This window comes from Streptomyces sp. PTY087I2, from assembly GCF_001687325.1.
Taxonomy (GTDB): domain Bacteria; phylum Actinomycetota; class Actinomycetes; order Streptomycetales; family Streptomycetaceae; genus Streptomyces.
This window is the reverse complement of record NZ_LZRD01000017.1, coordinates 45,817-70,721: the sequence shown is the minus strand read 5'-3', so window position 1 is coordinate 70,721 and position 24,905 is coordinate 45,817. Positions and strand designations below refer to the sequence as shown.

At 69.1% G+C, this 24,905-nt stretch carries 25 protein-coding genes and 1 pseudogene; 13 read left to right on the top strand and 13 right to left on the bottom strand.

Features of this window, described 5'->3' with window-relative positions; all coding sequences use genetic code 11:
- The first annotated feature begins 69 nt into the window (after positions 1-69).
- The gene (locus A3Q37_RS19640) at positions 70-540 is read left to right on the top strand and encodes a hypothetical protein (RefSeq protein WP_255311872.1); all 471 of its coding nucleotides are present in this window, start codon (positions 70-72) and stop codon (positions 538-540) included.
- A 117-nt stretch (positions 541-657) separates the two neighbouring features.
- Here the strand turns inward: A3Q37_RS19640 and A3Q37_RS19635 are convergent, their stop codons facing one another.
- The gene (locus A3Q37_RS19635) at positions 658-1,335 is read right to left on the bottom strand and encodes a response regulator transcription factor (protein ID WP_065486428.1); all 678 of its coding nucleotides are present in this window, start codon (positions 1,333-1,335) and stop codon (positions 658-660) included.
- A 243-nt stretch (positions 1,336-1,578) separates the two neighbouring features.
- Between A3Q37_RS19635 and A3Q37_RS19630 the strand changes: the two genes are divergently transcribed.
- From A3Q37_RS19630 to A3Q37_RS19620, 3 genes are all read left to right on the top strand, one after another.
- Positions 1,579-2,550 (top strand): ATP-binding cassette domain-containing protein, encoded by a 972-nt coding sequence (locus tag A3Q37_RS19630; RefSeq protein ID WP_065486423.1) that lies wholly within the window; start codon positions 1,579-1,581, stop codon positions 2,548-2,550.
- The gene (locus A3Q37_RS19625; protein ID WP_065486421.1) at positions 2,547-3,368 is read left to right on the top strand and encodes an ABC transporter permease; all 822 of its coding nucleotides are present in this window, start codon (positions 2,547-2,549) and stop codon (positions 3,366-3,368) included. Before A3Q37_RS19630 ends, A3Q37_RS19625 begins: the two co-directional genes overlap by 4 nt.
- Before the next feature lie 141 nt (positions 3,369-3,509).
- On the top strand, positions 3,510-5,147 hold the full coding sequence (locus A3Q37_RS19620; protein ID WP_065486419.1) for a sensor histidine kinase: 1,638 nt from the start codon (positions 3,510-3,512) through the stop codon (positions 5,145-5,147).
- A 239-nt stretch (positions 5,148-5,386) separates the two neighbouring features.
- On the opposite strand, the gene A3Q37_RS19615 is transcribed toward A3Q37_RS19620, so the two are convergent.
- Together A3Q37_RS19615 and A3Q37_RS19610 are read right to left on the bottom strand one after the other, a co-directional pair.
- On the bottom strand, positions 5,387-5,710 hold the full coding sequence (locus tag A3Q37_RS19615) for a hypothetical protein (protein ID WP_079137876.1): 324 nt from the start codon (positions 5,708-5,710) through the stop codon (positions 5,387-5,389).
- Positions 5,691-5,933 (bottom strand): DUF6243 family protein, encoded by a 243-nt coding sequence (locus A3Q37_RS19610; RefSeq protein WP_065486415.1) that lies wholly within the window; start codon positions 5,931-5,933, stop codon positions 5,691-5,693. The genes A3Q37_RS19615 and A3Q37_RS19610 overlap by 20 nt, the downstream gene beginning before the upstream one ends.
- A gap of 245 nt (positions 5,934-6,178) precedes the next feature.
- On the opposite strand from A3Q37_RS19610, the gene A3Q37_RS19605 reads away from it, so the two are divergent.
- On the top strand, positions 6,179-6,877 hold the full coding sequence (locus A3Q37_RS19605) for a DUF998 domain-containing protein (protein ID WP_065486412.1): 699 nt from the start codon (positions 6,179-6,181) through the stop codon (positions 6,875-6,877).
- Here A3Q37_RS19605 and A3Q37_RS37865 read toward each other — a convergent pair whose 3' ends face one another.
- Both A3Q37_RS37865 and A3Q37_RS37860 read right to left on the bottom strand, forming a co-directional pair.
- On the bottom strand, positions 6,878-7,150 hold the full coding sequence (locus tag A3Q37_RS37865) for a hypothetical protein (RefSeq protein WP_255311871.1): 273 nt from the start codon (positions 7,148-7,150) through the stop codon (positions 6,878-6,880). It lies immediately after the preceding gene.
- On the bottom strand, positions 7,151-7,411 hold the full coding sequence (locus A3Q37_RS37860) for a hypothetical protein (RefSeq protein WP_255311870.1): 261 nt from the start codon (positions 7,409-7,411) through the stop codon (positions 7,151-7,153).
- A gap of 286 nt (positions 7,412-7,697) precedes the next feature.
- Between A3Q37_RS37860 and A3Q37_RS19595 the strand changes: the two genes are divergently transcribed.
- The 6 genes from A3Q37_RS19595 (at position 7,698) to A3Q37_RS19570 (ending at position 11,774) form a co-directional block, all read left to right on the top strand.
- Positions 7,698-8,432: a Crp/Fnr family transcriptional regulator gene (locus A3Q37_RS19595; protein WP_079137875.1), complete on the top strand. Its 735-nt coding sequence runs from the start codon at positions 7,698-7,700 to the stop codon at positions 8,430-8,432.
- Positions 8,433-8,547: 115 nt separating this feature from the next.
- Positions 8,548-9,339, top strand: a complete 792-nt coding sequence (locus A3Q37_RS19590) for a hypothetical protein (protein WP_255311869.1) — start codon at positions 8,548-8,550, stop codon at positions 9,337-9,339.
- A complete protein-coding gene (locus A3Q37_RS19585) occupies positions 9,336-9,620 on the top strand; it encodes a hypothetical protein (RefSeq protein WP_065486407.1) in 285 nt (94 codons plus the stop codon). The genes A3Q37_RS19590 and A3Q37_RS19585 overlap by 4 nt, the downstream gene beginning before the upstream one ends.
- A complete protein-coding gene (locus A3Q37_RS19580) occupies positions 9,611-10,357 on the top strand; it encodes a hypothetical protein (protein ID WP_065486405.1) in 747 nt (248 codons plus the stop codon). Before A3Q37_RS19585 ends, A3Q37_RS19580 begins: the two co-directional genes overlap by 10 nt.
- Positions 10,354-10,662 carry a helix-turn-helix domain-containing protein gene (locus A3Q37_RS19575; protein ID WP_065486403.1) on the top strand — a complete coding sequence of 103 codons (309 nt, stop codon included), beginning with the start codon at positions 10,354-10,356 and terminating at the stop codon, positions 10,660-10,662. The genes A3Q37_RS19580 and A3Q37_RS19575 overlap by 4 nt, the downstream gene beginning before the upstream one ends.
- The gene (locus A3Q37_RS19570) at positions 10,659-11,774 is read left to right on the top strand and encodes a hypothetical protein (protein WP_065486401.1); all 1,116 of its coding nucleotides are present in this window, start codon (positions 10,659-10,661) and stop codon (positions 11,772-11,774) included. Before A3Q37_RS19575 ends, A3Q37_RS19570 begins: the two co-directional genes overlap by 4 nt.
- A gap of 315 nt (positions 11,775-12,089) precedes the next feature.
- Here A3Q37_RS19570 and A3Q37_RS19565 read toward each other — a convergent pair whose 3' ends face one another.
- The 4 genes from A3Q37_RS19565 to A3Q37_RS19550 are packed head-to-tail and all read right to left on the bottom strand — an operon-like array spanning position 12,090 to position 18,407.
- Positions 12,090-12,578, bottom strand: coding sequence for a hypothetical protein (locus tag A3Q37_RS19565; protein ID WP_065486399.1), 489 nt, complete (start codon positions 12,576-12,578; stop codon positions 12,090-12,092).
- A gap of 20 nt (positions 12,579-12,598) precedes the next feature.
- Positions 12,599-17,332, bottom strand: coding sequence for a putative T7SS-secreted protein (locus tag A3Q37_RS19560; protein ID WP_065486397.1), 4,734 nt, complete (start codon positions 17,330-17,332; stop codon positions 12,599-12,601).
- A 2-nt stretch (positions 17,333-17,334) separates the two neighbouring features.
- Positions 17,335-17,979: a hypothetical protein gene (locus A3Q37_RS19555; protein ID WP_065486395.1), complete on the bottom strand. Its 645-nt coding sequence runs from the start codon at positions 17,977-17,979 to the stop codon at positions 17,335-17,337.
- Positions 17,976-18,407, bottom strand: coding sequence for a hypothetical protein (locus A3Q37_RS19550; protein ID WP_065486394.1), 432 nt, complete (start codon positions 18,405-18,407; stop codon positions 17,976-17,978). The genes A3Q37_RS19555 and A3Q37_RS19550 overlap by 4 nt, the downstream gene beginning before the upstream one ends.
- Positions 18,408-19,155: 748 nt before the next feature.
- Between A3Q37_RS19550 and A3Q37_RS36820 the strand changes: the two genes are divergently transcribed.
- Entirely contained in the window at positions 19,156-20,181 is a 1,026-nt protein-coding gene (locus A3Q37_RS36820; RefSeq protein WP_124268944.1) for a hypothetical protein, read from the top strand.
- Between the two features lie 14 nt (positions 20,182-20,195).
- On the top strand, positions 20,196-20,774 hold the full coding sequence (locus A3Q37_RS36815) for a hypothetical protein (protein WP_141693580.1): 579 nt from the start codon (positions 20,196-20,198) through the stop codon (positions 20,772-20,774).
- Between the two features lie 705 nt (positions 20,775-21,479).
- On the opposite strand, the gene A3Q37_RS19540 is transcribed toward A3Q37_RS36815, so the two are convergent.
- The 4 genes and pseudogenes from A3Q37_RS19540 to A3Q37_RS19525 all read right to left on the bottom strand — a co-directional run bounded on the left by A3Q37_RS19540 (position 21,480) and on the right by A3Q37_RS19525 (position 24,658).
- Positions 21,480-22,802, bottom strand: coding sequence for a UDP-glucose/GDP-mannose dehydrogenase family protein (locus A3Q37_RS19540; protein ID WP_065486393.1), 1,323 nt, complete (start codon positions 22,800-22,802; stop codon positions 21,480-21,482).
- A gap of 107 nt (positions 22,803-22,909) precedes the next feature.
- Positions 22,910-24,143 (bottom strand): annotated as a pseudogene (locus A3Q37_RS19535) (hypothetical protein).
- A gap of 96 nt (positions 24,144-24,239) precedes the next feature.
- The gene (locus A3Q37_RS19530) at positions 24,240-24,449 is read right to left on the bottom strand and encodes a hypothetical protein (RefSeq protein ID WP_255311868.1); all 210 of its coding nucleotides are present in this window, start codon (positions 24,447-24,449) and stop codon (positions 24,240-24,242) included.
- Positions 24,446-24,658: a hypothetical protein gene (locus tag A3Q37_RS19525; RefSeq protein ID WP_255311867.1), complete on the bottom strand. Its 213-nt coding sequence runs from the start codon at positions 24,656-24,658 to the stop codon at positions 24,446-24,448. Before A3Q37_RS19525 ends, A3Q37_RS19530 begins: the two co-directional genes overlap by 4 nt.
- Between the last annotated feature and the right edge of the window lie 247 nt (positions 24,659-24,905).

Sequence of the window (24,905 nt, the reverse complement as noted above, 5' to 3'; positions counted from 1 at the left end):
ACAGAACCTGCACACGCCAGTAGAGTGCGATGCTTGTTCGATTCGCTGGGAAGCGGAGGGGGAGGGATCGTGGGGGGACAACTGCGCGACACCGCTACGGAATTGGCGGCCGTGCTGTGGCGCGAGCACACCGTGTACCGGGAGCGGTCCGGAGGAGTGGTCATCCGGGGCGAGCATGTACGGCGGTGGATCAGCCTCGCCCCGGCGGGCGGCCGCGACGAGATCCTCGTACGCGCCGGGCGCATCCTGGACGGCGGCACCACCGCCCCGGCGCGCTCGGAGGCCGTGGTCCCGCTCTCCGCCGGTACGGACGTACTCGCCGCGGCCTGCCGCCGCCTGCTGGCCGAGGCGGCGTCCGACGCGGCACGGGCCCCGCAGGGCGGGACGCCGACCGGGTCCGGCCGGGCCCGCCGCCAGGAAAAGGCCGCACGCCGCAAGGGCAGGGGACGGCACACCGGGCTCGGCTCGTGGGTGATCGTCCTGTGCGTCGTCGGGGTGATCGGCCTGTACGTCTACAGCAACGCGACGCTGCACGGCTGAGGGGGCCGCCGCCGGGGCACGGGAACGCCACGGGAACGCCACGGGGGGGCGGCGCCACGGAATCGGCCGGCCCGGGGCGGGCCCGGCCGAGCCCGGCCGGGGCAGCGGCGAACAGAGTCAGCGCTGCCCCGGCGGCGGCCCGACCAGACCGGCTTCATGGGCGGCGATCGCCGCCTCCACCCGGTTGCGTACGCCCAACTTCGCCAGCACCGCGCTGACATGCGCCTTCACCGTGCCCTCGACCAGGTGCAGACGCCCCGCGATCTCCGCGTTGGACAGCCCCGCCCCGACCCCGGCCAGCACCTCGTGCTCCCGTTCCGTGAGCCGCTCCAGCGGGCGGTGGGGATGGGCCGCCCGGTGGGCGCGCATCCCGGCGATGACCCGCCCGGCGACCCTGGGTGACAGGTAGGCCCCGCCGGCCCCCACGGCCCGGACCCCGTTGAGCAGTTCCCTCGGGTCGTCCGCCTTCAGCAGGAAACCGTCGGCGCCCTCTTCCAGGGCGCGGGTGACGTACTCGTCCTGACCGAAGGTCGTCAGCATGATCACGCCGACCGGTGTCGGTTCCCGGTGGAGCCGTGCCACCGCCGACAGACCGTCGAGGCCGGGCATCTGGATGTCCAACAGGACGACGTCCGGCCGGTGTTGACGTACGAGAGCGATGGCCTCGTGCCCGTCCGCCGCCTCGGCGACCACCTCGACCTGCGGATCTCTGGCCAGGATGGCCCGTACGCCTGCCCGGACCAACGCCTCGTCGTCGGCCACCAGGACCCGGACCGGCCGACTGCCCGACATCATCTCGCCGCCTTCCCCTCGCTCCCGCACAGCGAGCCTAGGGCCGACGTGTCACCGCACGGACCGGAAACTCCCGCAGGTCCTCCCCAGGGCGGAGCGCACCCCTGACGAAAGGCAGGACACCGCTGCCGTCCGGCCGATGGGCGTGGGCGCGGCGGCCTCCTAGCGTCGCTTCCGTAAGAGACCGAAGAGACCGGCACCAGCAACCGAAGCGACCGAAGCGACCGACACCAGCGAAGGGCCTCCGTGATCACCCTCCGAGGACTCACGAAACGCTACGGCGAAACCGTCGCCGTGGATGGGCTGACCTGCGACATCAAGGCCGGCCGCGTGACCGGCTTCCTCGGTCCCAACGGGGCCGGGAAGTCCACCACGATGCGCATGATCCTGGGCCTGGACCACCCCACCCGGGGGAGAGCCCTGATCGCCGGCGTACCGTACGCGAGCCTGCGCCGCCCCCTGTGCGCGGTCGGGGCGATGCTCGACGCCCGGGCCGTCCACCCGGCCCGCTCCGGCCGTACACACCTCGTCGCCCAGGCCCGGTCCAACGGCATCCCGGTACGCCGCGTGGACGAGGTGCTGGAGACGGTGGGCCTGGCAAAGGCGGCCCGCCGCCCGGCGGGCACGTACTCGCTCGGGATGAGCGGGCGGCTCGGGGTGGCGGGCGCGCTGCTCGGCGACCCTCCGGTGCTCGTCCTGGACGAACCGGTCAACGGCCTCGACCCGGACGGGGTGCGCTGGATCCGCCGGCTCGTCCGCGACCAGGCGGCGGAGGGCCGCACGGTGTTCCTCGCCAGCCACCTGATGAGCGAGATGCAGCTGACGGCCGACCACCTCGTTGTCATCGGACGGGGCCGGCTGCTGAGCGACACCCCCATGGCGGAGTTCCTCGCCGCCGCGTCTCCCGCGTCGGCGCGCGCCGTGGTGCCCGACCCCGGGGAGCGGGCGACGCTCGTCCGTCGCCTGGCAGCGGCCGACGGGGTGAGAGTCGGGACGGCCGAGGCCGGCGAACTCACCGTGGAGGGCCGCACCGCCGCCGAGATCGGCGACCTGGCCCACCACTGCGGGGTCCGGCTGCACGGGCTGAGCGATGTCCGGGTCTCGCTGGAGGAGGCGTACATGGACCTGACGGCGCGCAGCGTCGAGTACGCCACCGGCGCCAGCACCACGAAAACGCCGGGCGCGAGCGAGGCGGCACACGAAGGGGAGACCCCGTGACCGAGCCGACGACAGCCCCCGGCCGCCGGGCGGACGCCCCTCGAACCGCAGGCGGCACACCCAGCCCCGGGGCACCTGGTGGCTTCGCCGGGGCCGTAGCCTGCGAGTGGACGAAACTCTGGTCGGTCCGGTCCGCCTACCTCTGCCTCCTCGCAGGCCTGGCGGGCACCGGGGTCTTCACCTTCTACTACGCCTCGATCGCCCGCATCAACGCCCATCCGGTGGAGCCCGTCGGGAACGCGGCGGCCTCTTCCGCCATCCTCATCCAGTTCGCCGTCGTCATTCTGGCGACGGTCGCGGTGACCTCCGAGTACGCGACGGGAAGTGTGCGGGCAACGCTGCTCTGGGTGCCCGGGCGCCACCGGGTCCAGGCCGCGAAGGCGCTGGTGGTGGCCGTCGTCTCGTTCGCCGCGGGTGTCGTGTACGCGGTCGTGGGCACGGCGGTGGCGTGGGGAGCGTTCGACGGACGCGCCTCGTTCGAGGCCGGTACGACGCTCCGGCAGGCCTTGTCCGCCGGCCTCTACCTGGCGCTCGTCGCCGTACTGGCGGCCGGGACGGCCTTCGCCACGCGCCACCCGGCCGGGGCGCTGTCGATTCTCGTCACGCTGCTGTGGGGGCTGCCGGCCGTGCTCCTGGGGCTGGGCGGCCCGGAACTCGCCCCCGTCAACGACTACTTGCCGCACGGTGCGGGGGACCACTTCATGCGTGCCGGAGCCGAGGCCCCGTACGCGCCGGTGGTGGCGATGCTGATCGTGGCGGGGTGGGCGGCGGTGGCGCACGGGGCCGGCCTGTACGTGCTGCGCAGCCGGGACGCGTGAGGACCACGCGGCGGAGCCGGCAAGGCGCTCGATCCCGCAGAATCGACCGAACAGGTCAGCCGAATCAGCTGATTCGGGCAATTCGGCCCATTAGGGCGATCCAGGCGACCCATCGGAATCGGAAGGGGCGGTCGACGCACCATGCCGCACATCCGCACGCACCTGGGTACGCCCCCGGCCAGGCACGTGCTGGTCGACGTGGCGCTGTGGGGAACGCTCGCCGCCGCGACCGTCTACGGGTTCCGGGACGCGGGCGCGCCGTCACCGTTCCTGGACCTGCTGCTCCCGCTGGCGGTCCTGGCGGTGGCGGTGCCGCTGTCGCGCCCTCGGCCGGGCACCGCGGTCGTCCTGGTCAACGGGCTGTGCGCGCTGGGCCTGGCCGACGCGGCGACGCCCGCCAACGCCCAGGTCCTGTCGCTGGCCGCCCTGAGCTTCCTGCTGGGGGCCAGGGTTGCCGAGGCCCGGGGCCCACTTCTCGTACTCGTCGGATGCCTCGCGGTCGATGTGGCGATGTGCGCGGTGTTGCGGGTCCAGCCCGTGTGGTGGTTCTACACGCTGGCCGTGCTGCCCGCGGCGCTTCTGCTGCCGTGGCTGGCCGGGCGGTACGTGCGTGGTCGCCGCGAACTCGTACGGGAGGGCTGGCAGTTGGCCCGGCGGCTTGAGGAGCGGCAGCACCTGGTCGCGGAGCGGGCGCGGCTGGCCGAACGGGCGGACATCGCGGCCGACATGCACGACTCGCTCGGCCACGCCCTGAGCCTGGTCGCCCTGCGCGCCGGGGCCCTGGAACTCTCCCCGGACCTCACCGACCGCGACCGCGCCGACCCGGCCGAGCTGCGCGGGACGGTCGCGGACGCGGTGGAACACCTGCGGGAGACCGTGGCGGTCCTGCACGACGACGCGCGGGACGCGGACCGGCAACCGGGAACGGAGCCGGGAACCCGTACGGCTGCGGGCGACCCCGCCCACGACACGGTGGAGGACCTGGTGGCCCGGGCGGTCGCCTTCGGCGTGCCGGTCCGATGGGAGCGGCGAGGTACGGACCCGGCACTGTCCCCCTTGGTCGAACGCGGCGTGTACCGGATCGTGCAGGAGGCCTTGACCAACGCCCTGAAGCACGCGCCGGGCGGGGCGATCCGGCTGCGGATCACCCACCGGACGGACCGTACCCACGTGAGCGTCGTGAACGACGCCCCGACAGGTACTGTGACGACGGCGGAGGGACCGCCGCCCGGCATCGGCGGACGAGGACTGACGGGCCTCCGGGAACGGGTGACGGTCCTCGGCGGAACCCTGCGGACCGGCCCGTACGAAGGCGGGTTCCGCGTCACGGCCGACCTCCCGCACCAGGTCCCGTCCCGCACCCGGGACCGGGGCGCCGCCCGCGAGCCGAGCCCGGAGTCCGCGAGGCGGCTCGCCGCCGTACGAGGCGCGGCCCGCCGCCGGTACGCCGCCGCCATCGCGGCCCCGGTCGTAGCGGCCGCGTTCTTCGTACCCGCTGCCGTACTCCTGGCCTGGCAACTGACGACAAGCGCGCTACCACCGTCCAGTTTCGCCGAACTGACCCCGGGCCGACCCCGCACCGAACTGGCTCCCCTGCTCCCGGACCATACCTACCCCTACCCCCCGGACCACGCCCGCTCGGCACCCCAACCACCGGGCACGACATGCGAGTTCTACCGCTCGGGCCGGGACCTGCTGGACGAGGTCGACCTCTACCGGCTCTGCTGGTCGGGAGACAGGCTGGTGGCGAAGGACACGGTGCCTATGAAGAACCGGTGAGCGTGAACTCCTGTCACCACCACGCCCGGCAGTCCTCCGCGAGGAGGTCAGCGACCGGGCATCTCCGGCCGGAGGCTGGTCAGCACGCGTCCGCCGGCGGCGGTCCACGCCGTTGTGCCGCTCGCCACCGGAACCCCTTCCTGCCAGGACTTTGACCGTACAGAGGGTTCAGAGCGGAGCATCGGAGAAGGGGCCACCAGCCTCACCCCAGCAGAAGACGAACCGACACCCGCCCCGGGCTACAAACCCCTCAACGCCTCGTGGAAGTCCGAGTAGGCGGACCAGCAGTCGACGGTCCCGTCGTCGTTGAGGCTGCCCATGTACCAGTCGTCGCTGTCGATCGGCTTCAGCAGGCAGAGCTGGTGGAACCCGATCACGATCTCCGGCCGCAGCGCCTCGTCGTCACCCGCGGGGCCGCCCAGCCATGTGGCCGTACGGTCCGCGTCGAGAACCACGGCCTCCCGGTCCCCGGAGACATCACGGACCCGCGCAAGGGTCCAGCCACCAGGAAGCCGATCGCCGCCCTGCTCTCCGGAGCCCGCGTCACCCCTGAGCGCTGCCATCGCCCGCCTGCCCGGCACCCTCGGCCGTGCCCGCCTGCCCGGCACCCCCGCTCGCACCCGTCTTCTCCCGCATCTTGCGCACCAGCTCCGCCTTCTGCTCGGCCGCGCTCTTGCGGTCGAGATTGCGGTGCGGCCCGTTGTTCTGCCGTTCGGCGCGCGACAGCCGCTTGCGCTGGCCTCCGCCCATGCCCACGGGATTGTTGATGTTCTTGCTGTCGGTCATGGGTTCTCCCGGAATGAGGTGATGGCAGCGGGACGACCCGGCCACAGTGGCGTCCCATCACTCCGGCCCCGGGAGTCCTCGTCCGGGTCGAAACGGTACAGCCAGTCCCGCGGAGAGCCCGGACTTGATACCGACGAGAATCGAACGAGCCCAAGTGTGACCCAGGGCACACCCGCGAGGGCGATAACTATGCTTCCTGGCGCCGGTCATATGGACGACACCGTCGTTACGAGGAAGGCACGCCGATGACCAGCACGTTCACCCCGCTCCGCGCAGTCCGTCCCGTCGCCACAACGCCGCGAGGCACGGTGTGGTGGCTCACGGCCGGCGGCGTCGTGGCAGGCCCGCTGTTCCTCGCGGCCGGACTCGCCCAAGGCCTCACGCGCGACGGCTTTCATTTCACCCGGAACGCGATCAGCCAACTCGCCCTGGGCGAGGCCGGCTGGGTTCAGACGCTGAGCTTCGTGGTCACCGGCGCGCTGCTGCTCGCCGGTGCGGCCGGGCTGAGACGGGCTCTGCACGGCGGCCCCGCCGGGACGTGGGCACCGGCCCTGGTCGGCGTGTTCGGCGTCTCCTTCTGGGCCGCGGCAGCCTTCCCGGCCGACGCCGGGGCGGGCTTTCCCGCCGGAGCGCCCGAAGCGACGGTGATGAGCGGACACGGTGCCGCCCACATGGCCGCGGGAATGATCGGCTACCTCGCCCTGTGCGCCGCGTTCGTCGTTCTGGCCCGCCCGCTCGCCGCCCGAGGACTCCGCGGCTGGGCCGTGGCGTCGCGTGCCATGACCGTGGCGGTCCTCGTCGGGTTCATGGCCTCGGGCGCGACGGTGCTGGCTTTCACCGCCGGTGCCGGCCTCGGCCTGCTGTGGCTGAGCGCGGTGACGGCCCGCCTGGCCGACGCCCCGGCCGACCACCGGTCGGCTGCCGTTCCCGCGGGCGGCAAGTGATCAGGCCGGGCCATCCAGGCCTGCTTCATCGCTCAGGTGCTCCGGAAGGCCGAACAGAGGGAAGAGGAGCGTGGCGTCGCGGAAGGCCGTGATGCGCGCGATGCGGTCGCCGGAGAACTCGACGACCTGGAGCGCCCAGGGCTCGTAGCCGGTCCCGTCCGTACGGGGCCGGCACTGGCCGAAGGCGGGGGACCCGCTCGCCACGGTCGGGACGAGCCGCGATCCGCGGCACCCGACGGCCGGCCCGGTCAGCCACGACTCGATGTCGGCCACTCAGTGCATCCACTTCGCGTACGGCGGCAGCGACAGGGTGGCGTCGACGTGCAGCAACAGCCTCAGCTCCTCCATGTCGTACCGGGAGAACGCCGTGGCGTACCGCTCGGCCAGGACCCGCTGGGCACCGCCGACCGCCGGGGAGCCGAGCCCGCCGGCCCTGCTCCGGCGTTCGGCCGGAGTGGCGCGGGCCCGATGCAGGGCACTGTTGGTGGAGGCGAGGGTGCAGCCGTGCAGGTCGGCGACCTCGGAGGCCAGCATGCTGGAGTATGCACATGCTTGCTCGGGTTTCTCCCCAAGCCTGGACGGCCGCGGCCGTACTTCTGCACACGCTGGAAAGCCACGCTCGGCGGCAACCCCGTAGTTCCCAGCCGTCCCCACAGCCTCCACACCCAGGTCCGGCCCCGACCGCAACAAAGGCCCTCGCCCCGCCGCGCCGCACCGTGCACACGCACCACATCGGTTGCCCCTCGCACGCTCTTTCCGCTCGAATCCGGGCCTGATTCCCTGGTCGGGAAGGCACTTGGACTCGACCACGAGGTGGGGTATGGAGCGCACGACCCAGAGGACGGCACAGCGTGGTACGTATGGTATCGGCGAACGGCGGCCCTCCCGCTTCCTCGGCAGCCTGTCGGAGGAGGCCAGGGAAGAACTGCTGAGTATCGGTTTTCCGCGGCAGTATCCGCCCGGAGCGAAGATCCTCGTGGAGGGGGCACCGGGCGATTGCCTGATGCTCCTGGAGACCGGCTACGTCAAGGTCACCAGGAAGCGCGCCAACGGGCATGAAGCCCTGATCGCCATCCGGGCCGGCGGAGACGTGGTCGGAGAGATGGCCGTGATCGACGGCGCGCCCAGGTCGGCCACGGTGACGGCGGGTGAGGACATCGACGTACACGTCATCCAACGCCGAGCCGTGCAGAAATTCCTCGGCAAGCATCCCGAGACCACCTTTCACATCATGCGGCTCAGCAACCGTCGCCTGCACAGCGCGAATTCCTGGCGCATCGTGTTCGGCGAGTTCCCGGTTCGCGTACGGCTCGCCCGGGTGCTCGCCGAACTCGCCGAGAACCACGGGGAGCTCATCGGCTCGCACACTCTGATCTGCGTCGAGCTCACGCAGGCCGAACTCGCAGCGCTCATCGGATCGCGAGAGAGGGCGGTGCAGCAGGCGCTGGCGGAGTTCCGTGACGAGGGGATCGTGAGTACCGGGAACCGCGAGATCGGGGTGCTCAAGCCGGACCGCCTCCGGGCGATCGGACACCTGCCGCCCATCGGCCGCTGACAGGAACCGGTATCCCGCATTTTTGCGGCCTGTTCGGAGAGCCCAGCGCGTCGGCAGCACAGTTGGCGACCAGCACCACCGACTATCCGAACTCATCGAGTAGGTGATGGTTCACATGACGTCGCAGCCGACCGTCCGGTCAGGGGACAAGCCCTGGCCGAATGACGACCGCCGCCTCTGCCTGGCGGCGGACATCGAGCAGTACAGCCGCTTCGACACCCCGGACCAGCGGGCCGCACAGGCTCAACTCGCCCGGGTACTGAGGGCGGCAGCCGAACGCAGCGGGCTGGACCACGGCACCTGGTCCGTCCAGCCGCAGGGCGATATGGAGTTCGCGGTCCTCCCGGCCGGCACCTCCGAACAGGTGGTGCTGGGTGAGTACGTCACCCACCTCGCGGCCGAGCTCGGCGGCTACAACGCCACCCGCAGGCCCGCCGGGCGGATGCGGCTTCGGCTGGCCATCGACACCGGCGTGGCCGCCACCGCAGCCCTGGGCTTCTCCGGCCCCGCCCCGATCGCTGTGGCCCGCTACCTGAACGCACCCGAGGTGAAGCGGGCCCTGGCGGCTGCCGGGTCGGCGAGCCTGGCCGTGGTGATCTCCGACCGGCTCTACCAGGACGTGGTGCGCTCGGGGTTCCACGGACACGACCCGGAGCAGTACCGCCGTATCCACGTCGAGCAGAAGGGTTTCGCCGGGTACGGCTGGGTCCGGTTGCCCGGTGTGGACCCGCAGGACGCGGAGGAGCCCTGGCCGGATGCCCCGGAGGGCGGGCCGCGGCCCCCGGCGCGAGCGGCGGAGGCGGAACGGCCGAGCTTCGTCCAGCAGGGTGTCCACGGCACCGCCGTCCAGGGCGTGGTCCACGGGTCCGTTGTCCACGGGGTGGTGCCCGGCGGGGCAGGCCGATGAACGACGTCCCGCCTGCCGGAGGCTGCGCCTCGTGCGGGAACGCGGCAGGCGGCAACCGCCAGCAGGACACCCAGGGCCTCTCGGTCCAGGGCCGGACCGGCGACGTGTACTACTACGCCGCCTGCGACCACCGCTCCGCCGCGAGCACGAGGCGGTACACGGCCGGTTTCTCGCCGGTCCCCTACGAGACGCTGCGCGAGGAGTTGCACCGGATCGCCCGGGCCTGCTCACGCATCGTGAACAGCATGGGTGACGATTCGGGAGGTTCACCGTGGGACTGATCCCCTACAACCGGGTGTTCGATGTGCTGGAGCACCGATTCCGGCTCGCTGAACTGCCCTTCCCGGTCATGACGGCCGAGGGCCCGACCCGGCTCTCCGCCCTGACGGCCAGGCGGGCGCTGTACGCCAGGCCGTCGGATCCGCGGCTTCGCGAGGAGATCTGGAGCGGGGCCGTCGACGCGGCGCGGCGTGACAATGGCGCGGCCGGATCCGAACGGCTGCTGGCGCTCTGGCTGGCCCTGCCCGCCATGCGGCGCGCCCTCTATCGGATCGCGATCCGGTGGCCGATCGACCGGCGGGAGCTCGAATCCGAAGCGCTGCTCGCCCTCCTGACAGTGCTCGCGGACGCGGACCTGCGGACCCAGCAGGCGGGGCGCGCACTGCTGCGCCCCTCCGTCAACCGAGTCTGGGCGTTCGCCGAGGCCCGCACTCGGGAGCGACCGGTGGCGGATGTCGAGGCGCTGGCCGCCGCTCACCTCTCCGTGGAGTCTCCCGCGGAGTCGCCGGCGGGTGACTGGCACGACGGCTGGGAGCTGCGGGTGTCGCCACCCGCCCGTCCCGACGGCCTGTCCGCGACCGTGCGGTTCAGCGTTGCGCCGGACCGGCTGGAGAGCTTCCGACTGGGCGAGCTGGCAGGCCACTTGGGTCTCGGAGCGATCGTGCACCGGGCGCGGCGTCCGAGCGAGGGCAGCCGCATCGGCACCCTGTCGCTGCGTCCGGCAGGAGGGCGACGATGACCCCACGTTCCAGGACCTGGCTGTCGTTCGGTGAGGCGTTCGACCTGCCGCTGATCGTCGACCTGCGCACCGCCGCCCGGGCGCTCGGGCTCGGCCGAGGTACCGCGTACAAGCTCATTCACCAGGGCGCTTTCCCTTGCCGGGTCCTGCGCCTCGGGTGGCAGTACCGGATTCCCACCGCCGACCTGCTCCGGGCGCTCGGGATCGAGGAGCGCCCCATCTACCCGGCTGATCTGCGAGCCGGTGCCGACTTCCAGGAACAGCGCGATTCCGTAACGGAGTTCGAAACGGAGGACTACGCATGAGCATCGTGGCCGTCGCCGAGCCGAAGCCCGAGGAAGCGCCGATGACGACCTGCTTCGTCATCGCGCCCATCGGTGATGAGCACGCCCCGGACGGGAGCCCGGAACTCCTGGCGTACGAGGAGAACCTGGAGATCTACGAGAAGGTGATCCTGCCCGCCTGCGCCAGGCACGGCATCGTCCCGGTCAGGGCGGACGGGATCGCCGACACGGGTGAGATCACCGAACAGGTCTGCCGCCATGTGTTGCAGGACGACATCGTGATCGCCGACCTCACCGGGGGCAACGCGAACGTCACCTACGAGCTCGGGATTCGGCACCTGACGGGCAAACCGATCATCCACATCGGCGAGCACGGGCAGCTGCCGTTCGACCTCTCGCTGATCCGGACGATCATGTTCAAGCGCAGCCGGAGCGGTCTGGTCAGTGCGCGACGGGACCTGGAGACCGCGCTGAAGGGCGCCTTGGACAACCGGTTCGAGCCGCTGACCCCGGCCCGGATCCTGTTCGGGCTGCCGGCGGCGTCGCCACCGGCAGCTGCGGTCGAGGCGGAGCCGGACGACCTGGAGGCCCCCGGACTGTTCGATCAGTTCGCCCGGGTGGAGGCGCAGACGGAGGCGATCGGCGAGACCACGGAGGCGATCGCCGGGTTCATGACGGTGATCTCCGAATCTGCTGTGCAGATCGGTCCCGTGATGGAGCGGGCCGCCCAGCCGGGGGCGCCGATGAGCGCGTGGCTGCCGGCGATGCACGAGTTGTCCAAGGCGATGGCCGAACCGGCCTCCGGTCTCCGGGAGGCCTGCACCCGCTTCGCCGGGCAGATGGTGGAGATGGACGCGGCGGTCCAGACGGCATTCGACGTCATCGAGGCGATGCCGCCCGAGCAGCGCGCCGGTTCGCCGACCGGCTTCCTGGAGCAGATGATCAGTACCGCCGAGTCCACCCACGAGGTGGTCGGCGTGCTCGAAGAGATCGAGGTCGGCATGCGGTGGATGGTGAAAATGAGCCGGGAACTGCGGGTGCCGGGCCGGGACCTCACGGCCGCGGTCAAGCAGGTCAGCGGCGTGATGGCCCGAATCGCCGACTGGGAGCGCAGGGCCCGCGCGTTGATCTGATCGCGGACAACCGCCCGGGTTCCGCCGTGGCCCAGCGCTGAATCGGGCGACACGACCACGAAGGGCCGTGAGCAGGTCCTGACACCCAAGAAGCCCCAGGTCTCCGACCTGGGGCTTCAGTGTGGAGCGGGTGACGAGAATCGAACTCGCGCTCTGAGCTTGGGAATCAGCGGTGCTTGGGCCATCAAGACGCCATGACCTGCGCTTTCCCATGAGACGGTTGAGATGGCCAGGGTCTGTGGAAGCCGCACCTGACCGCTGTTGTCCGCTCCGCTGGGCACAGATGGGGCACGAGCGAAAGGGGGCAAGGGACTCTCATGACCAAGCCGAGCAGTCCTCCACCGAGATCTCCGCGACGGCCGCGTCCGTAACAGCCTCCAGGTCCGGGATGTAAGGGCGGACGTCGGGAAGCGGCGTGCAGAAGGTGACGTTGGAGGTGAGGAGGGCCTCCTCGGTATCGGCGAAGGACAGGGAGACGTACGCCTTCACCTGAGTGTCACCGAACTCCTCCTGCGCTTTCCGAAGGCAGGCGCACACATACGCCAGGCACCTCCGGACGAGAAGGGGCGTACGTTCGTCCGGTGCTGCCGGGAGGTCGTAGTCGGTCATCCCTCTCCCGTTGATCGTCGTCTCCTCCGTGAGCCGGTCGACGTAGGTGCTGGGCGCCTCGGGACAGAGGTCGGTCAGCACGCGCCCACCGGCGGCTGTGAGGGACCACCCGCGCTCCATGACCTCAAAGAACGTGGGGGGGATGTCCCGATCGCTCAGGTCGGTGATATCTGTCGTCCGCAGGATCTCCCGCATCCGTGGATTGCTTCGCATGTCTATCCCTCGCCGAGTGCGGCGAGCCCCTTTCTGATCCCTGCGATGAAGCCCGGACTGCTTCCGACGGCTTTCTCGACGCTGCGGGGAAGCCCTTCAAACTTGCCTGTGTCGAAGTCGTACTGGTACTTCGCGCCCTTGTTGCTCTGGTCCTGGAAGTGGAGCTGCCCCGGTCGCCCGCCGGGGTCCGGGTTCTCCACGTCGATCCGGTACGGTCCATGGTTCCACAACGTCTTGCTGGTGATCTGGGTGCCGTTGGCCCCGATCATCCCCTTGGCATCGGGGTCTTTGATGCCGTAGAGCTCGCGATTCGCCTTGATGCGTCTCTCGACGACGTCAGGGTGGTACGGGTCCCTCTGAAAGCCCGGGGATGAGGTGTAGCCCTCACGGAGCGGGTCGTACGGTGCGAGGCCGAGCGGGTCGCACCACCGGAAGGGGTTGGTTACGTAGGCGACCGCGTTGGGAGCGGGTCCGAGCCCGAGCGGGTCCGGTGTGAGGTAACGGGCGATTTCCGGGTCGTAGTGGCGGTTGACGTTGTAGTGCAGCCCCGTTTCCGGATCGTGGTACTGGCCGGGGAAGCGCAGAGGGGTGTGAGCTGTGCTGTTCCTGGCCCAAGTGGTCGTTCCCCAGAGAGAGGTCCGCGTGCGCCAGGCGAGTTCGCCGGACTCGTCGATCAGCTCGGTCGGAGAGCCGATGAGATCGGTGACGATGGCGAAGTACCGTTGGTCGATGGTCGACTGCGCGGTATCCCCGGCCACTATGCGCTCGCTCTGTGCCAGCGGCCGCACTCCATGGTGGTCCCATGTGAGAGCGACGGTGTGAGGCACGTCCGCCGAGGTGGTGGTCTGTTCACAGAGGGTGGAGCCGTCCCAGGTGAACCTGGTCTCCTCCACCACGGTTCGCCCGTCGCCGCCCAGCCGCTGCTTGCGGGTGCGCCGTCCCAACGCGTCGTATGCGTAGCGCCAGCGGGTGCCGTCCGGAGTGATCGCCTCCGTGAGGCGGTCCTCGGCGTCCCAGGTGTACCGCCACGTGTCGGGCTTCCGGGACAGCCTCGTCCTCTGCCGCAGGGTGATGCGGCCGAGCGCGTCGTGCTCGTAACGGGTGGCTCCCGCGCGTGTGATGACCGTGCCCTCGTAGGAGCGGGAGCCGTTGGCCGCGCCGCCCGCGTGGGAAGCCGGCCACGAAGCCACGGTCTGGTTGCCGGCCGAGTCGTACGCGTATGCCTCGCTCCAGTTCGCCGCAGTGACTACGGTCACCCGGCCTGCGGCGTCCAGCTCGAACGTCCTCGCGCCACGTGCGGTGTCGTCCAGACCTAGGAGATGTCCGTCCGGCCGGTAGCTGTAAGTACGACTGATGAGCGTTCGGGCGGCGTTGCTGAAGTGCTCGGCACGGAGACGGCCCGCTTCGTCGAAGCTCGACGTGAGCGTCAGCATGTCACCGAAGGAACGCTCGAGTTCGCGGCCATTCGCGTCGTAGGCGAAGTCGATCCGGCGACCGTCGGTGGTGAGGTCGACGAGACGGTCCGCGCCGTCGTACCCATAGGCCGTGATCCGCCCCGTGGGCGTGACGCGCCGGCTGCGACGGCCCAGGGCGTCGTAGGCGTACGCCATGACCTGGCCGTCGACCATTTCCGTCTTGACCCGACCCGCTCGGTCGTACTGGTAGATCAGCTCGCTCTGCGGGGCGGTCACCTGGATCATGCGCCCGGCCTTGTCGTAGGCGTACGTCGTGATGTCCCCCGCAACGTCCTTGCGGATCACGCGGCCCAGCAGATCGTGCTCGTAGTCCACTCTGTCGCCCATCACGTTCGTCCGGCTGGTCACCTGACCGGCCGGGTCGACGCCGTACGTAACGGTGCGACCGTCGAAATCCGTTTCGGCTATGAGTCGCCCAGCCGGATCGTAGGTGTACGACCAGGTCAGTCCCTGCGGGTTGACGACCTCTGTCAGACACAGATCGGTGTCGTGAACGAACTCGTGGCGGGCGCCGTCCGGCCCTGTGCGGGCGGAAAGCAGGTCGAAGTGGGTGTACTCGAAGCGGGTTGTGCCGCCCACGGCGTCGGTGTGGGTGAGGCGGTTGCCTTCGCCGTCATAGCTCCAGCTCTCCAGTACGCCGCCGGGGCCCGTGCGGCGCGCCAGCTCGCCGTTGGCCGTCCACTCGAACTTTGTGACGGCTCCCAGCGGATCCTCCATCCGTACGGGACGGCCGAACGCATCCAACTGGAAGCAGGTCGCGGCCCCGAGTGGATCGGTCACACGGAGAGGGGAACCCGCAGCATCACACAGGACCTCGGTCACGGCTCCCAGTGCGTCCGTGACGGAGACGTACCGGCCGTGGTCATCGTACGAGTAGCGCGTGGTGTGACCGGACGGGTCCGTGAGCGCGACGCGGTTGCCGCGGTCGTCGAACTCCTGTCGCCAGCGCGTGCCGTCCGCAAGGGTGTAGGTGGACCGAAGGCCCGCTGCGTCCCGCTCGCTCTGGAGTTCGCTGCCGTCGGGGCGGACGACGGTGGTGACCCGTCCTTCGTAGTCATGGACGAAGGAGGTGGTGCGACCCAGCGGATCGGTGCGGGACACCAGGTGGCCGTGCTCGTCGTACGCGAAGCGTGTGGTGTGCCCGAGCGGATCCGTGGAGGCCACGACGCGGCAACGGTCGTCGATGCGGTAGCGGGTGGTGTGCCCCTGCGCGCTTGTCACCGTGGTCACTCGGTGGCCGGTGGTCGGCTCCGGTTCGCCGTAGCCGATGACGACCTGTAGGTGTCGGTCCTCGCCGCCCTCAGATATGACGCGGTCGCGGTCGTCGTAGGCATAGTCGTAGCGACGATGGTTGGAGTCGATCCAGGCCGTGATCCGGCGGCGGTCGTCGTATGCGAAGGTGAGTGCGGCGCCGGAGGGCTTGGTGACGGTCGTGAGGTTGCCGTCCGTGTAGCCGTAGGACCTGACAGGGAGCTCCGCCCCGCTCTTGTCCCGCAGAGACACCTCGGTGACCCGCTCGTCGACCGTGGCCAGGACGAGGTGATAGCCGGCGGAATGGACGACTGCCAGGGGTGTGCCGTCGTCGGTGCGGTCGATACTGATGATGTTGTTGTTGCGGTCGGCGACCTGCACGAGCCACGCGGCACCGTCCTCGCCAGGTTCCGTTCCGGGAGGGCCGGCGAAGTGCTTGGTCAGCCGACTCTCGGGGTCGGTGAGCGTGTAGTCGCCGCCTTCCTCGCGGTTCAGGGTGGACTGTGAGGTCCCGCTTTCGGGGCGGGTGCGCAGGCCCGGCACGGGGTGCGGGTAGGTAATCAGCCGCCCGTCGTCGGTGACGTGGATGACGCCGTGGGCGTCGATCTCCAGGCGCTCGTCCACCGTCGAGGACCAGGAGGGCCCGAAGAACCGGCCCGCGGTGTAGCCCGATTCGGCCCGGCGGGTGAAGGCGAGGGGCAGTACCCCGGGCAGCACGACGTCGGTCTGGGGCAGGAACATACGGCCGGAGGCGAGGTCGACCGGGTCGGTGCCCTTGCTCGTACGCTCACCATCAGGGCGGTTGTAAGTGCCTTCGGGAGCGGCGCGCTCCAGCCTGCGGGCGTCGGAGGCGATGTCGGTGGCCTCCTTCACCACCCGGGCCCCCTTGACACCCGCGCCCGCGCCGCCGGTCGCGGCGGTGAGGGCCAGGTCGGGCAGGAGCCGCCCGAACCCTTCGGCGGGGTCCTTCATGAACCCGTCGATCATCTGCTTGCCGGTTCCCCAGGGGTCGTTGGCGACCCGGACGAGCCCGGCGGCGGTGTTGTTGAGCGCGAGCCCGTATTCGGCGGGGTGAGTGATGTTGTACGGATCAGTGGGGTTGACGCTGCGCGCGAAGTTCAGGATGCCCGCCGCGCCCTTGACGACACCGCCCGCGAGGTGGGTCTTGATGACCTGGTACTCGGTGAGGCCGTCCATGGCCTGCTCGGCGTAGCGCGGCTTCTGAGGGGCGGTGTCGCGGGCCGCCGTCACTGCTTTGCGGGCGGTCTCAGCTGCCGTGTTGCGCTGCTTACGAGCCTCCGCGAGGAGTTCCTGGGCCTCCTCCATCCGGGCTGTGCCCGGGTCACTGAACGCGCCGGGCTTGGGCGGCAGCGAGGAGGGATCACGCTCATCGGCGGGCTTGGCGTTGTAGACGTCGACGGCCTTGTTGTACGTCGACGTCTTCTCGTTGTACGCGTCCCTGGCCTCCTCCGACGCCTTCGTCCCCGCCTTCCACTTGTCGATCGCGGTCTGCGCCTGCCCCTGGGCCCACTCCACGGTCCCGGCGAAGGAGTCGAGCGCGCCCGCGGCCTTCTCGAAGGCGTCGGCGGCCTTGAACCACTTCGGCGGCTCGACCGACACGGAGTCCCGGAAGGCGTCGGCGGCCTGCCCCTTGAGCGCGGAGGAGTCGACGCCCTTGAGACCACCGCCGACCTTGTCGAACGACCCCTGCAACTTGCGGAGATGGGTGGCGGAGGCCCGGATCTTGGACGGACTGCCGTAGATCAGCTTGGTCTTGTCCTCGGTCTGCCCGAGGTCCATCTCGTCGACCTCGGCGCCCATCCGGTTCGCGACGGACCGGGACTTCTCACGGACCCAGTCCGCCCCGGACTCCCAGCCGGCGTCGTCCAGCCGGTCGCCGGTCCAGTTCCCGGCGCCCTCAACCCGGTCACCGGCCCACTCGACACCGTCCTCGACCGCGTCCTCGACGACATCGGGCGTGATGTCCCGGACGAAATCCTTGAAGCCCATGGTCAATTACCCCCCTGTCCCTGCTGCTGGGCCCGCTCCTCGGGTGAGGGGCCGAACGCCTCGTCCACGGACCGGTCGAACGCCTCCTGGTCGACACCGAACAGATCGTTCAACTGGTCGGCCTGGCGTCCGCCGTTCCCTTCGGTGACGAGCGCCCGCCCGGTGTCCTTCCAGGTCTGTCCGGCCTCGTCGGCGGTCCGCTCGAAGGACTCGCGGCTGTAGTCGGGGCTCAGATAGTCGGGGGTGAGCACATCGCCCCAGCCCTGCTTGACGATCTCGTCCTCCGAGGCATGCGGGTTCCCGACGCCCGCGTTCACGGCGATCTTCATCGTGCCCTGGACGTACTGGTCCTCCTCCCACACGATCCCCGCCGCCAGCCCCAGTTTCGCCGCGATCGCGTTGGCGTCCTGGACGAGCGCGCGGACGCCCCACTCCCACCGTTCGCAGAAGTCCTCGAAGTCCACCGACAACCCGTGATGCCCGGCCTCCATCCCGGTCATCGACAGATCCGAAAGCCCCTTGCCCAGCACCGCCCCCGTACCGGTGCCGATCTCTTTCAACTCCGCCACGGCCTCGCGCAACCCGGCAGTGATCTGCTGAACACTGACCGGATCGACGTTGAGGTCTTCCGCCCCCGTACCGCTCACCGTTGCTGCCCCCCGTTCGGCACGTCCGCGTCGACGGCGGCGCCATCCGGCACGATCCCCACCACCGGCGGAAACAACATCGCCCCGTCCGGATCGGCCACATTCACCGCGACCCCGGCCGGCACCCCCATGGCAGGGATGACCTCATCCAGCAACCGCGCCCCCCGGAACGTGGCGTACTCCCAGCCTTGCGACGCATCCCCGGTCCCCTCCACCGCGGCCCGCTCCTCGGCGAACCGGGCCAGAGCGGCCTCATCGGTGAACCCGCACACCCACCGGATCCCGCCGAACTCGGCGGTCCACAGCCCACCCCGGTCGTACGGCACGAGCACCAGGGCCCGCCGCAGCTCACCCACGAGCGCCCCAGGATCCCCGACCCCGGCCCGCCGCTCGGCCATCCGATCCGCCAGCGCCACTCCGTCACCCACTGGAAGCCCTCCCCACCCGCGAGCTGTCACCCTTCGCGTCTGCACACGCTAGAACACCACGCTCGTCGGCAACCCCGTAGTTCCAGCCGCCCCCACAGCCTCTACACCTCGAGCCGGCCTCGAACACAAGAAAGGCCCCGGTCACTGACCGGGGCCTTCATCAAAGAGCGGGTGACGAGAATCGAACTCGCGCTCTGAGCTTGGGAATCAGTGGTTCTTGGGCTGTTAGAGGGGCTCTGAGCTGCACCTTTGTATATTGCAGGTGGGCAGGCCCCGGTCTCTGGGAGCCGTATCTGACCGCTGTTGTCCGCTCTGCTGGGCACGGATGGGGCACGGGGGCCCGCAGTGCGACGGAACCTGTCGAAGTACGGGCTCTGGGCGGGCCAGCAGGTCACAGGGGCCATGGAAGGGTCCCTGATATGTCGGCTGGACCGCACCCCCAAGGGCCGACGGTGCAGCGTCGATCCTCTTGCCTTGGTTTGCTGTCGGTGCCAGATAGCAGCTTCCTGGCTGGTTCGATGGGCTCCGATGCTCGGCGATGTTCAGTCTCGGTCTTACCGGGCCGCTGATGGGTGCCCTCGGATGGCCAGAGCGGAACGGGTGCGTCAGCGCTGTTCTCGACGTACGGGGGAGTTCACTGAGCGCCCTCGACAGTCGTACCACCCCTCCAGGGGGTGCTGCGTCCGTTGGACAATCAAGCTTTCACAAATGGTTGCGCGCCTGACATGCCCGGCAGATAAGGTGAGTCATGAGCGATGTCACCTTCCTCAAGCAGCGAGAGCCCGTCGATGAATATGGGCGGGCCTTGTACGCCGTCTCTCGCTCCATCTTGAGGGCGATGCTCGATCAGTTGAGCACGCAAGACCTGACAGACCTGAACGTTGACCGAGTCGACGTAACAATGCGTCAATTGTCACATTATGCCCGTCTTGAGCGAGATAAGGGCATGCGAGGCGACGGGTTCGAGTGGGCCGTGCATGAGGCGATCGCTGGCGGTGAGCCGACGGTGACCGAATTGGTTTCAGACGCGCTCAGCCGTACATCGCCGAAGGTTTTCCGAGGTTCTTCTGGTACCTCCTCGCTCCTCTTCGGTTACGAGCGAGCAAAGTACCTGGGTTTTCTGGAAGCGGTGGTCGAAAATGCAGGAGAGGAAGCTGTCCTGCTGCCGGATAGTCAGGGTAGGCCCTATCGTTTTGCGAGCGACTGGCTCAAGCATGCCGCAAAAGGGGCCAACGCCGAAGATGCACTTGGGCAGCGGATTAAGAAAATCTGGAAGACGGACATCTTCCTCTCCGATGAAAATGCTAGGCGGTATGCTGCAGCGACAATCAAAAGCAACCATACCCAATTGGAGGGCGGCCCGGGGCTTCGAGTAGCAATTGTTCCCGCTGCAACCAATCTGCGTCCGGGCGTGCGATTCGATCGCTCCCACGGGCTTTGGTTGACCGTGCTTCCCGACCCTGACGGTTTCATGGGGCTGTTCAATGATTCCTACTGGTCGGTCGCATCGGCTGTTTACACAATAGGGAAGCAGGCGAGGCCGCCTTACTACCTAAAGCCTAGCGTTAAAGGTCAGAGGGTGGCGGAGCAGCTGGAAAAGTATCCAACGGCCAAAGTTATCGATATTGAGAATGCTCTGGATGAGGCGGCGCAACAGCAGCTACTTGAAGTAAAGCATCAGCTGGTTTCGGTTGAGGCCCCAGAGTGGCTCCACATCAATGAAATGAGGACGCCTGTGATTGCGCCTAGACCGCAGTTCGAACCGCTTGATTGATCGGGGGAAGGAAAATGGCAGGGGCGTACTGGATTATGGCAGCTCCGGGTGGCGTTGATTGGAGGATTGCACTTTCTGTAGCCGCGCTGCCCGCCATTGCCGCCGTAATTGCAGCGGTAATTGCTGCGCGATCGGCGAAAGTTGCAAAGAGCTCCGAGGTGGAAGCTCAGAGGCTTCGTGAACTGGAATCGAGGATCTCCGAGAAAAAGTACGATACGTACAAACCTATGATTAACACGCTAAAAGATATGCTAGATCGTCGTGCGGTGAATGAAGAAACTTTCCGTGCTAATATCTCCGAATTTGCCACCTGGGTTGCTATTTTCGGTTCCGATGAAGCGGTGAGATCCTTTCATAATTTCATGCAGGCGAGCTTTAACCCTCCAACGCCTCCCGTTGTGTTCATGAGGCTCTATGCTGATTTTGTCCTGGCGGCTCGCCGTGATATGGGATACCCGGATACGAGTAGCACTCGAAAGGAGATCTTGGGTTCTCGAATTACCGACGTCTACTCACATTCAATGTTTTCGAATATGGATAAGCCTTTCGAGGACCTGTGTCGCGAGGCGGGATGGCAACCGCCTTGGTTGTAGGCGATTTTCACACCAAGGTGGAGCGCGCCGTTGCAGGAGCGACCTTGGTGCCCCTGGCCGGGAATGCTCTGCCCTGCTTGGAACGGGGTGCCCGGGATGGGAGGCGCTCCCCACGGTTCGGCCGACACTCTCGAGCGGTGTTCCTCCTATCCAAGATGGGCGAGTGCGCCCGCAGAGGCTGTTTGAAGCCGTGAGCTTGCGCTTTTCTCTGCGGAGAGCAGGAGCCGGATGCCTTGGTGCTGTGGGGAAGGGTTTTCCGCCCTGGCAGCAGATGGCTGCCGATACTCGGACTTGAGCTTGGCCGTCGGCCGCGCCTGGCAGGCGCGGCCGACGGTGTGTTTGGAGGCTGGCAGGCCGCCGCAGCGGCCTCGCGGCCCCTGCGCGTCCGACGGTGGAAAATCTCGTCGAAGGTGGCGCGGGCGCCCGTGGGGTCGATGTAGTGCATCCCCAAGAGTGCTGCGATGACGGCGCCGATCAGGTCGTTCTGGACCTCGGACCAGGTGTGCTCGTCGCCGCAGGTGGTGAGCCCCTCCAGGCCGTGGAGGGCGTGCATCGCCTCGCCGGCCTCCTCGGCGACCTTGCCGACCTGGAGGGCCTTGAGCTCCTCGTCGGGGAGGTGGGCGCCAGCTGCTCGGCAGACGGCGGAGAGCTTCTCGATGTTGTCCCACAGGGTGTCCACGTCGGACCTCCGGTCGATGGGTTCGGCTATTCCTGTGCGGGTCGTCCGAGCTGGCGTACGGTCCATCCGGCCATGCGCCAGGCGTCGGCGTCGATGAGGTTGCGGAGGTCGACGAGGACCTGGTCCGCGACCAGTGCGGCGAGGGCCTTGGGGTCGGCCTCGCGGAAGTGGGGCCATTCGGTGGCTAGGACGATCAGCTCGGCTGCCGCGAGGGAGTCTTCGAGGGTTTCGCAGTAGTCGAGTTCGGGGTGGCGGCGCAGTGCTGTGGGCACGGCGTGCGGGTCGTGGACGGTGACGGTCGCGCCGCGCTGGTGCATGAGCGCGGCGATCGCCAAGGCCGGGGATTCGCGGACGTCGTCGGTTCCGGCCTTGAAGGAGGCGCCCCAGACGGTGATGCGTACGCCGTCGACGGGGCGGCCGAGTGTCTGCTCGATGAGCCTCAGCGCGGCGGTGGGGCGGGATTCGTTGACTTCCTCCGCCGCGCGCAGCATGGTCGCTGCCTCGGCGGCGCCCAGGGTGCGGGCGGAGGCGGTGAAGGCGCGGACGTCCTTCGGGAGGCAGCCGCCGCCGTAGCCGGGGCCGGCGTTCAGGCCGCCGCGGCCGATCCGGGGGTCCAGGCCGATGGCCTCGGTGAGCTGCTGGACGTCGGCTCCGGCGGCGGTGCACATGTCGGCGACGCCGTTGATGAAGGAGATCTTCATGCCGAGGTAGGCGTTGGCGGCGCCCTTGATGAGTTCGGCGGTGGCGGGGTCGGTGACGAACAGAGGGATGCCGTTCGCCAGGAGGGGTGCGTAGACCTGGCGTACGGCGTCCTCGGCGCGGGCCGAGGGGACGCCGACGACGATGCGGTCGGGGCGCAGAGTGTCGTCGATGGCGTGGCCCTCGCGCAGGAACTCGGGGTTCCAGACGACCTCCACGTCCTCACCTGCCGGGGAGAGCCGGGCGAGGAGAGCACCGAGGTCGCGGGAGGTGCCGACGGTGACCGTGGACTTCCCGACGATGACGGTCGGGCGGGTCAGGTGCGGGGCGAGGGCGCGGGCTGCGCCGAAGACCTGTCCGGTGTCGTAGCTCCGTCCGTCCGCGTCGATCGGTGTGCCCACGGCGAGGAAGTGGATGTCGGCGAACTCGGCTGCCTCGGCGAGGCTGGTGGTGAACCGCAGGCGTCCAGTTGTGGTGTGGGTGCTGAGGAGTTCGGGCAGGCCGTCCTCGTAGATGGGGCACTCACCGGCGTTGAGGCGGTCGATCTTCGCCTGGTCCAGGTCCACGCCGATGACCTCGTGGCCGATCTCGGCCATGGCAGCGGCGTGGGGGATGCCCAGGTGACCACAGCCGATGACGGATACGCGCATGGGTCGACGCTCCTTTCCTTATCCCTCGCCCGCCCAGGGGAGTCCGGGCCGGCCGGGTGCGTCACGCTAGCGCCAACACCCGGCGCGGCCCTCTTCGTGCAGGTGGATCAACCAGCGTGCTGCTTGAGCAGGTTGACGAGGGCTGGCAGTGCCTCGGCGGCGGTCGCCCGGCACACCAAGTCGCCGTCCTGGGGGCCTTCCAGCGGGTACGGCATGAACTGGCCGTCGCGCCAGAAGCCCTCCGGGTCCAGGTAGACGACCTGCATGCCGCGAGCGCGGGCTCGGGCCTGGACCTTGCGGCGGTCGGCGTGCAGGCCGACGACGAGGAGGGCCTTGGCGCCGTCCACCCACTCGACATCGGGTACGGCTTGGTCGTAGCGGCGCATGAAGCACTCGTCGAGCCCGGCGCGCGCCGCAAGCACGTCGAAGTTGTTGGTGATGACCGGGCCGACGAGGTGACCGGCGTCCTTCAGTTCCTTCAGTGCCCACATCGCTGGAGTCGGTTCGGCCAGGAAGCAGGCGCGGAACATCTCCACGAACTCCGCAGTCTTCTCCTCCGGCTCCGTCAGAACCTCGTGGAGGAGCGTGTCCGCTGTCGGGGAGAGTGTGAAGCGGTGTTCCCGAGGCTCGTGGTCCTGGCGGTCGGTGACCCGGTAGATCTCGTGGAGCCGGTGCAGGGGCGGGATACCCGCCTCGACCGACGTACCGCATCCGATCTCCACCTGGAACGGCAGCAGGTCCGCGAGGACGGACAGGTCCGGGACGCGGGTCGGCGTACCGGGGCGGTCCTTGCACCTGATCCCGGTGGAGAGGACGTTCCACGGCAGCTGCCGGACAGCGGGCGGCGGTGCGTAGGACACCGAGGCGATCTGCACGTCCAGGCTCCGGTAGCCGACGGGGAGGGTACGGCCCGCCGCCTTGTCCTGGGGGTGGGTGTCGTGCTCGGTGATCCGGCACTTCAGATCCCGGCGTGTCCATAAGAATCCGCCAGGAGCCTCCTTCCAGCCGCCGGTGGCGAGCGAGTCCCACAGGGCGTCGTGGTGCGCGTCGATCTCATCCGCTGGAGCGGTAGCGGAGTGGTAGAGGTACAGGTCGGTCAGGCCGATGGCCGACGCGGCGGTGGTGGGGACCAGGCCGTACCGGTAGCGATATGTGGATGATCCGCCGCCGGGCGTCGTCGGCGGCCGTCCAGCCGCTCTGTTCGGCCGTGGCCTTCTCCTGCGTACGGCGCCAGATACCTTCCTCGATGTAGCGGGGTCGGTCGGCGTCGCCGAAGTAGGTTTTCCAGACCTGCTGTTGGTCGGGGGTGAGCTGGTCGATGACGATGTACGGGATGTCCATGATCTCTCCCTGGAGAATCACGCCTGGATGTTCCGGGTGCATGGCAGGCTCCGTTGGCCGGGAAGATGGGGTGAACGCCCGGACAGCGGAGCGGAGTCAGCGGTCGGAGGGCGGGCTCGCGTCCGTCGAGACGGTGGCGGGCTGGTGACCGAGGCCGTTGAGGAGCGGGACGGCCTGCTCACGCAGTGCCCAGGCCGGGCCCACCAGGCCGGCGACCGCCAGAAGCGTGAGCGCGATGCCTCCGCCTTCGGGGCGTACAGAGCGCGGCGCGGCTTTTCGGGCGTGGCGTCGCCGAGGCGCGGTCACGGGGTGCTGCCGATGGCGCGTTCGTGTGCGTCGACGAGGCGGCTGATCTGCTGGTGCAGCCACTCCACCTCGGCAGAGGTGAGGATGAGCGCGCCATCGAGGGTCGATCCGTCATCCAGGTGGAACTCGATGGGAACCGATCCCTGCCGGGCACGCGGGTCGTAGACCGCGTCCCGTCCGGCCGAGAGCGTGGCGTGGGTGGCCCTCACCGGCACGAGACTGAGCGTCGTTCCGTCGGCGGGCGCGGACCAGGGGGCCCCGCCCCCAGGCGGACGCAGGTGGTACGTCGTAGCAGAGCCCTCACCAGGGAGAGCGACTACGACACCCACACGGCCATCGCGAGCGCTGTCCGTGGCGAGGTCGCCGAGCAGTGGGCGGAAAGGTGCCGCCGTACCTAACCCGGTTCCCTGCGAAGGAAGATGAGAAGAACGTCGTCGCGTCATGCCCCGAAGTTAG

Excerpts from the sequence above, each read along its gene's own strand:
- A3Q37_RS19560 (WP_065486397.1), bottom strand. The coding sequence starts at position 17,332 with ATGGGCTTCAAGGATTTCGTCCGGGACATCACGCCCGATGTCGTCGAG.
- A3Q37_RS19575 (WP_065486403.1), top strand. The coding sequence starts at position 10,354 with ATGACCCCACGTTCCAGGACCTGGCTGTCGTTCGGTGAGGCGTTCGAC.
- A3Q37_RS19635 (WP_065486428.1), bottom strand. The coding sequence starts at position 1,335 with ATGATGTCGGGCAGTCGGCCGGTCCGGGTCCTGGTGGCCGACGACGAG.
- A3Q37_RS19540 (WP_065486393.1), bottom strand. The coding sequence starts at position 22,802 with ATGCGCGTATCCGTCATCGGCTGTGGTCACCTGGGCATCCCCCACGCC.
- A3Q37_RS19610 (WP_065486415.1), bottom strand. The coding sequence starts at position 5,933 with ATGACCGACAGCAAGAACATCAACAATCCCGTGGGCATGGGCGGAGGC.
- A3Q37_RS19590 (WP_255311869.1), top strand. The coding sequence starts at position 8,548 with ATGACGTCGCAGCCGACCGTCCGGTCAGGGGACAAGCCCTGGCCGAAT.
- A3Q37_RS19595 (WP_079137875.1), top strand. The coding sequence starts at position 7,698 with ATGGAGCGCACGACCCAGAGGACGGCACAGCGTGGTACGTATGGTATC.
- A3Q37_RS19585 (WP_065486407.1), top strand. The coding sequence starts at position 9,336 with ATGAACGACGTCCCGCCTGCCGGAGGCTGCGCCTCGTGCGGGAACGCG.
- A3Q37_RS19570 (WP_065486401.1), top strand. The coding sequence starts at position 10,659 with ATGAGCATCGTGGCCGTCGCCGAGCCGAAGCCCGAGGAAGCGCCGATG.
- A3Q37_RS37860 (WP_255311870.1), bottom strand. The coding sequence starts at position 7,411 with ATGCTGGCCTCCGAGGTCGCCGACCTGCACGGCTGCACCCTCGCCTCC.
- A3Q37_RS36820 (WP_124268944.1), top strand. The coding sequence starts at position 19,156 with ATGAGCGATGTCACCTTCCTCAAGCAGCGAGAGCCCGTCGATGAATAT.
- A3Q37_RS19620 (WP_065486419.1), top strand. The coding sequence starts at position 3,510 with ATGCCGCACATCCGCACGCACCTGGGTACGCCCCCGGCCAGGCACGTG.
- A3Q37_RS36815 (WP_141693580.1), top strand. The coding sequence starts at position 20,196 with ATGGCAGGGGCGTACTGGATTATGGCAGCTCCGGGTGGCGTTGATTGG.
- A3Q37_RS19565 (WP_065486399.1), bottom strand. The coding sequence starts at position 12,578 with ATGCGGGAGATCCTGCGGACGACAGATATCACCGACCTGAGCGATCGG.
- A3Q37_RS19615 (WP_079137876.1), bottom strand. The coding sequence starts at position 5,710 with ATGGCAGCGCTCAGGGGTGACGCGGGCTCCGGAGAGCAGGGCGGCGAT.
- A3Q37_RS19605 (WP_065486412.1), top strand. The coding sequence starts at position 6,179 with ATGACCAGCACGTTCACCCCGCTCCGCGCAGTCCGTCCCGTCGCCACA.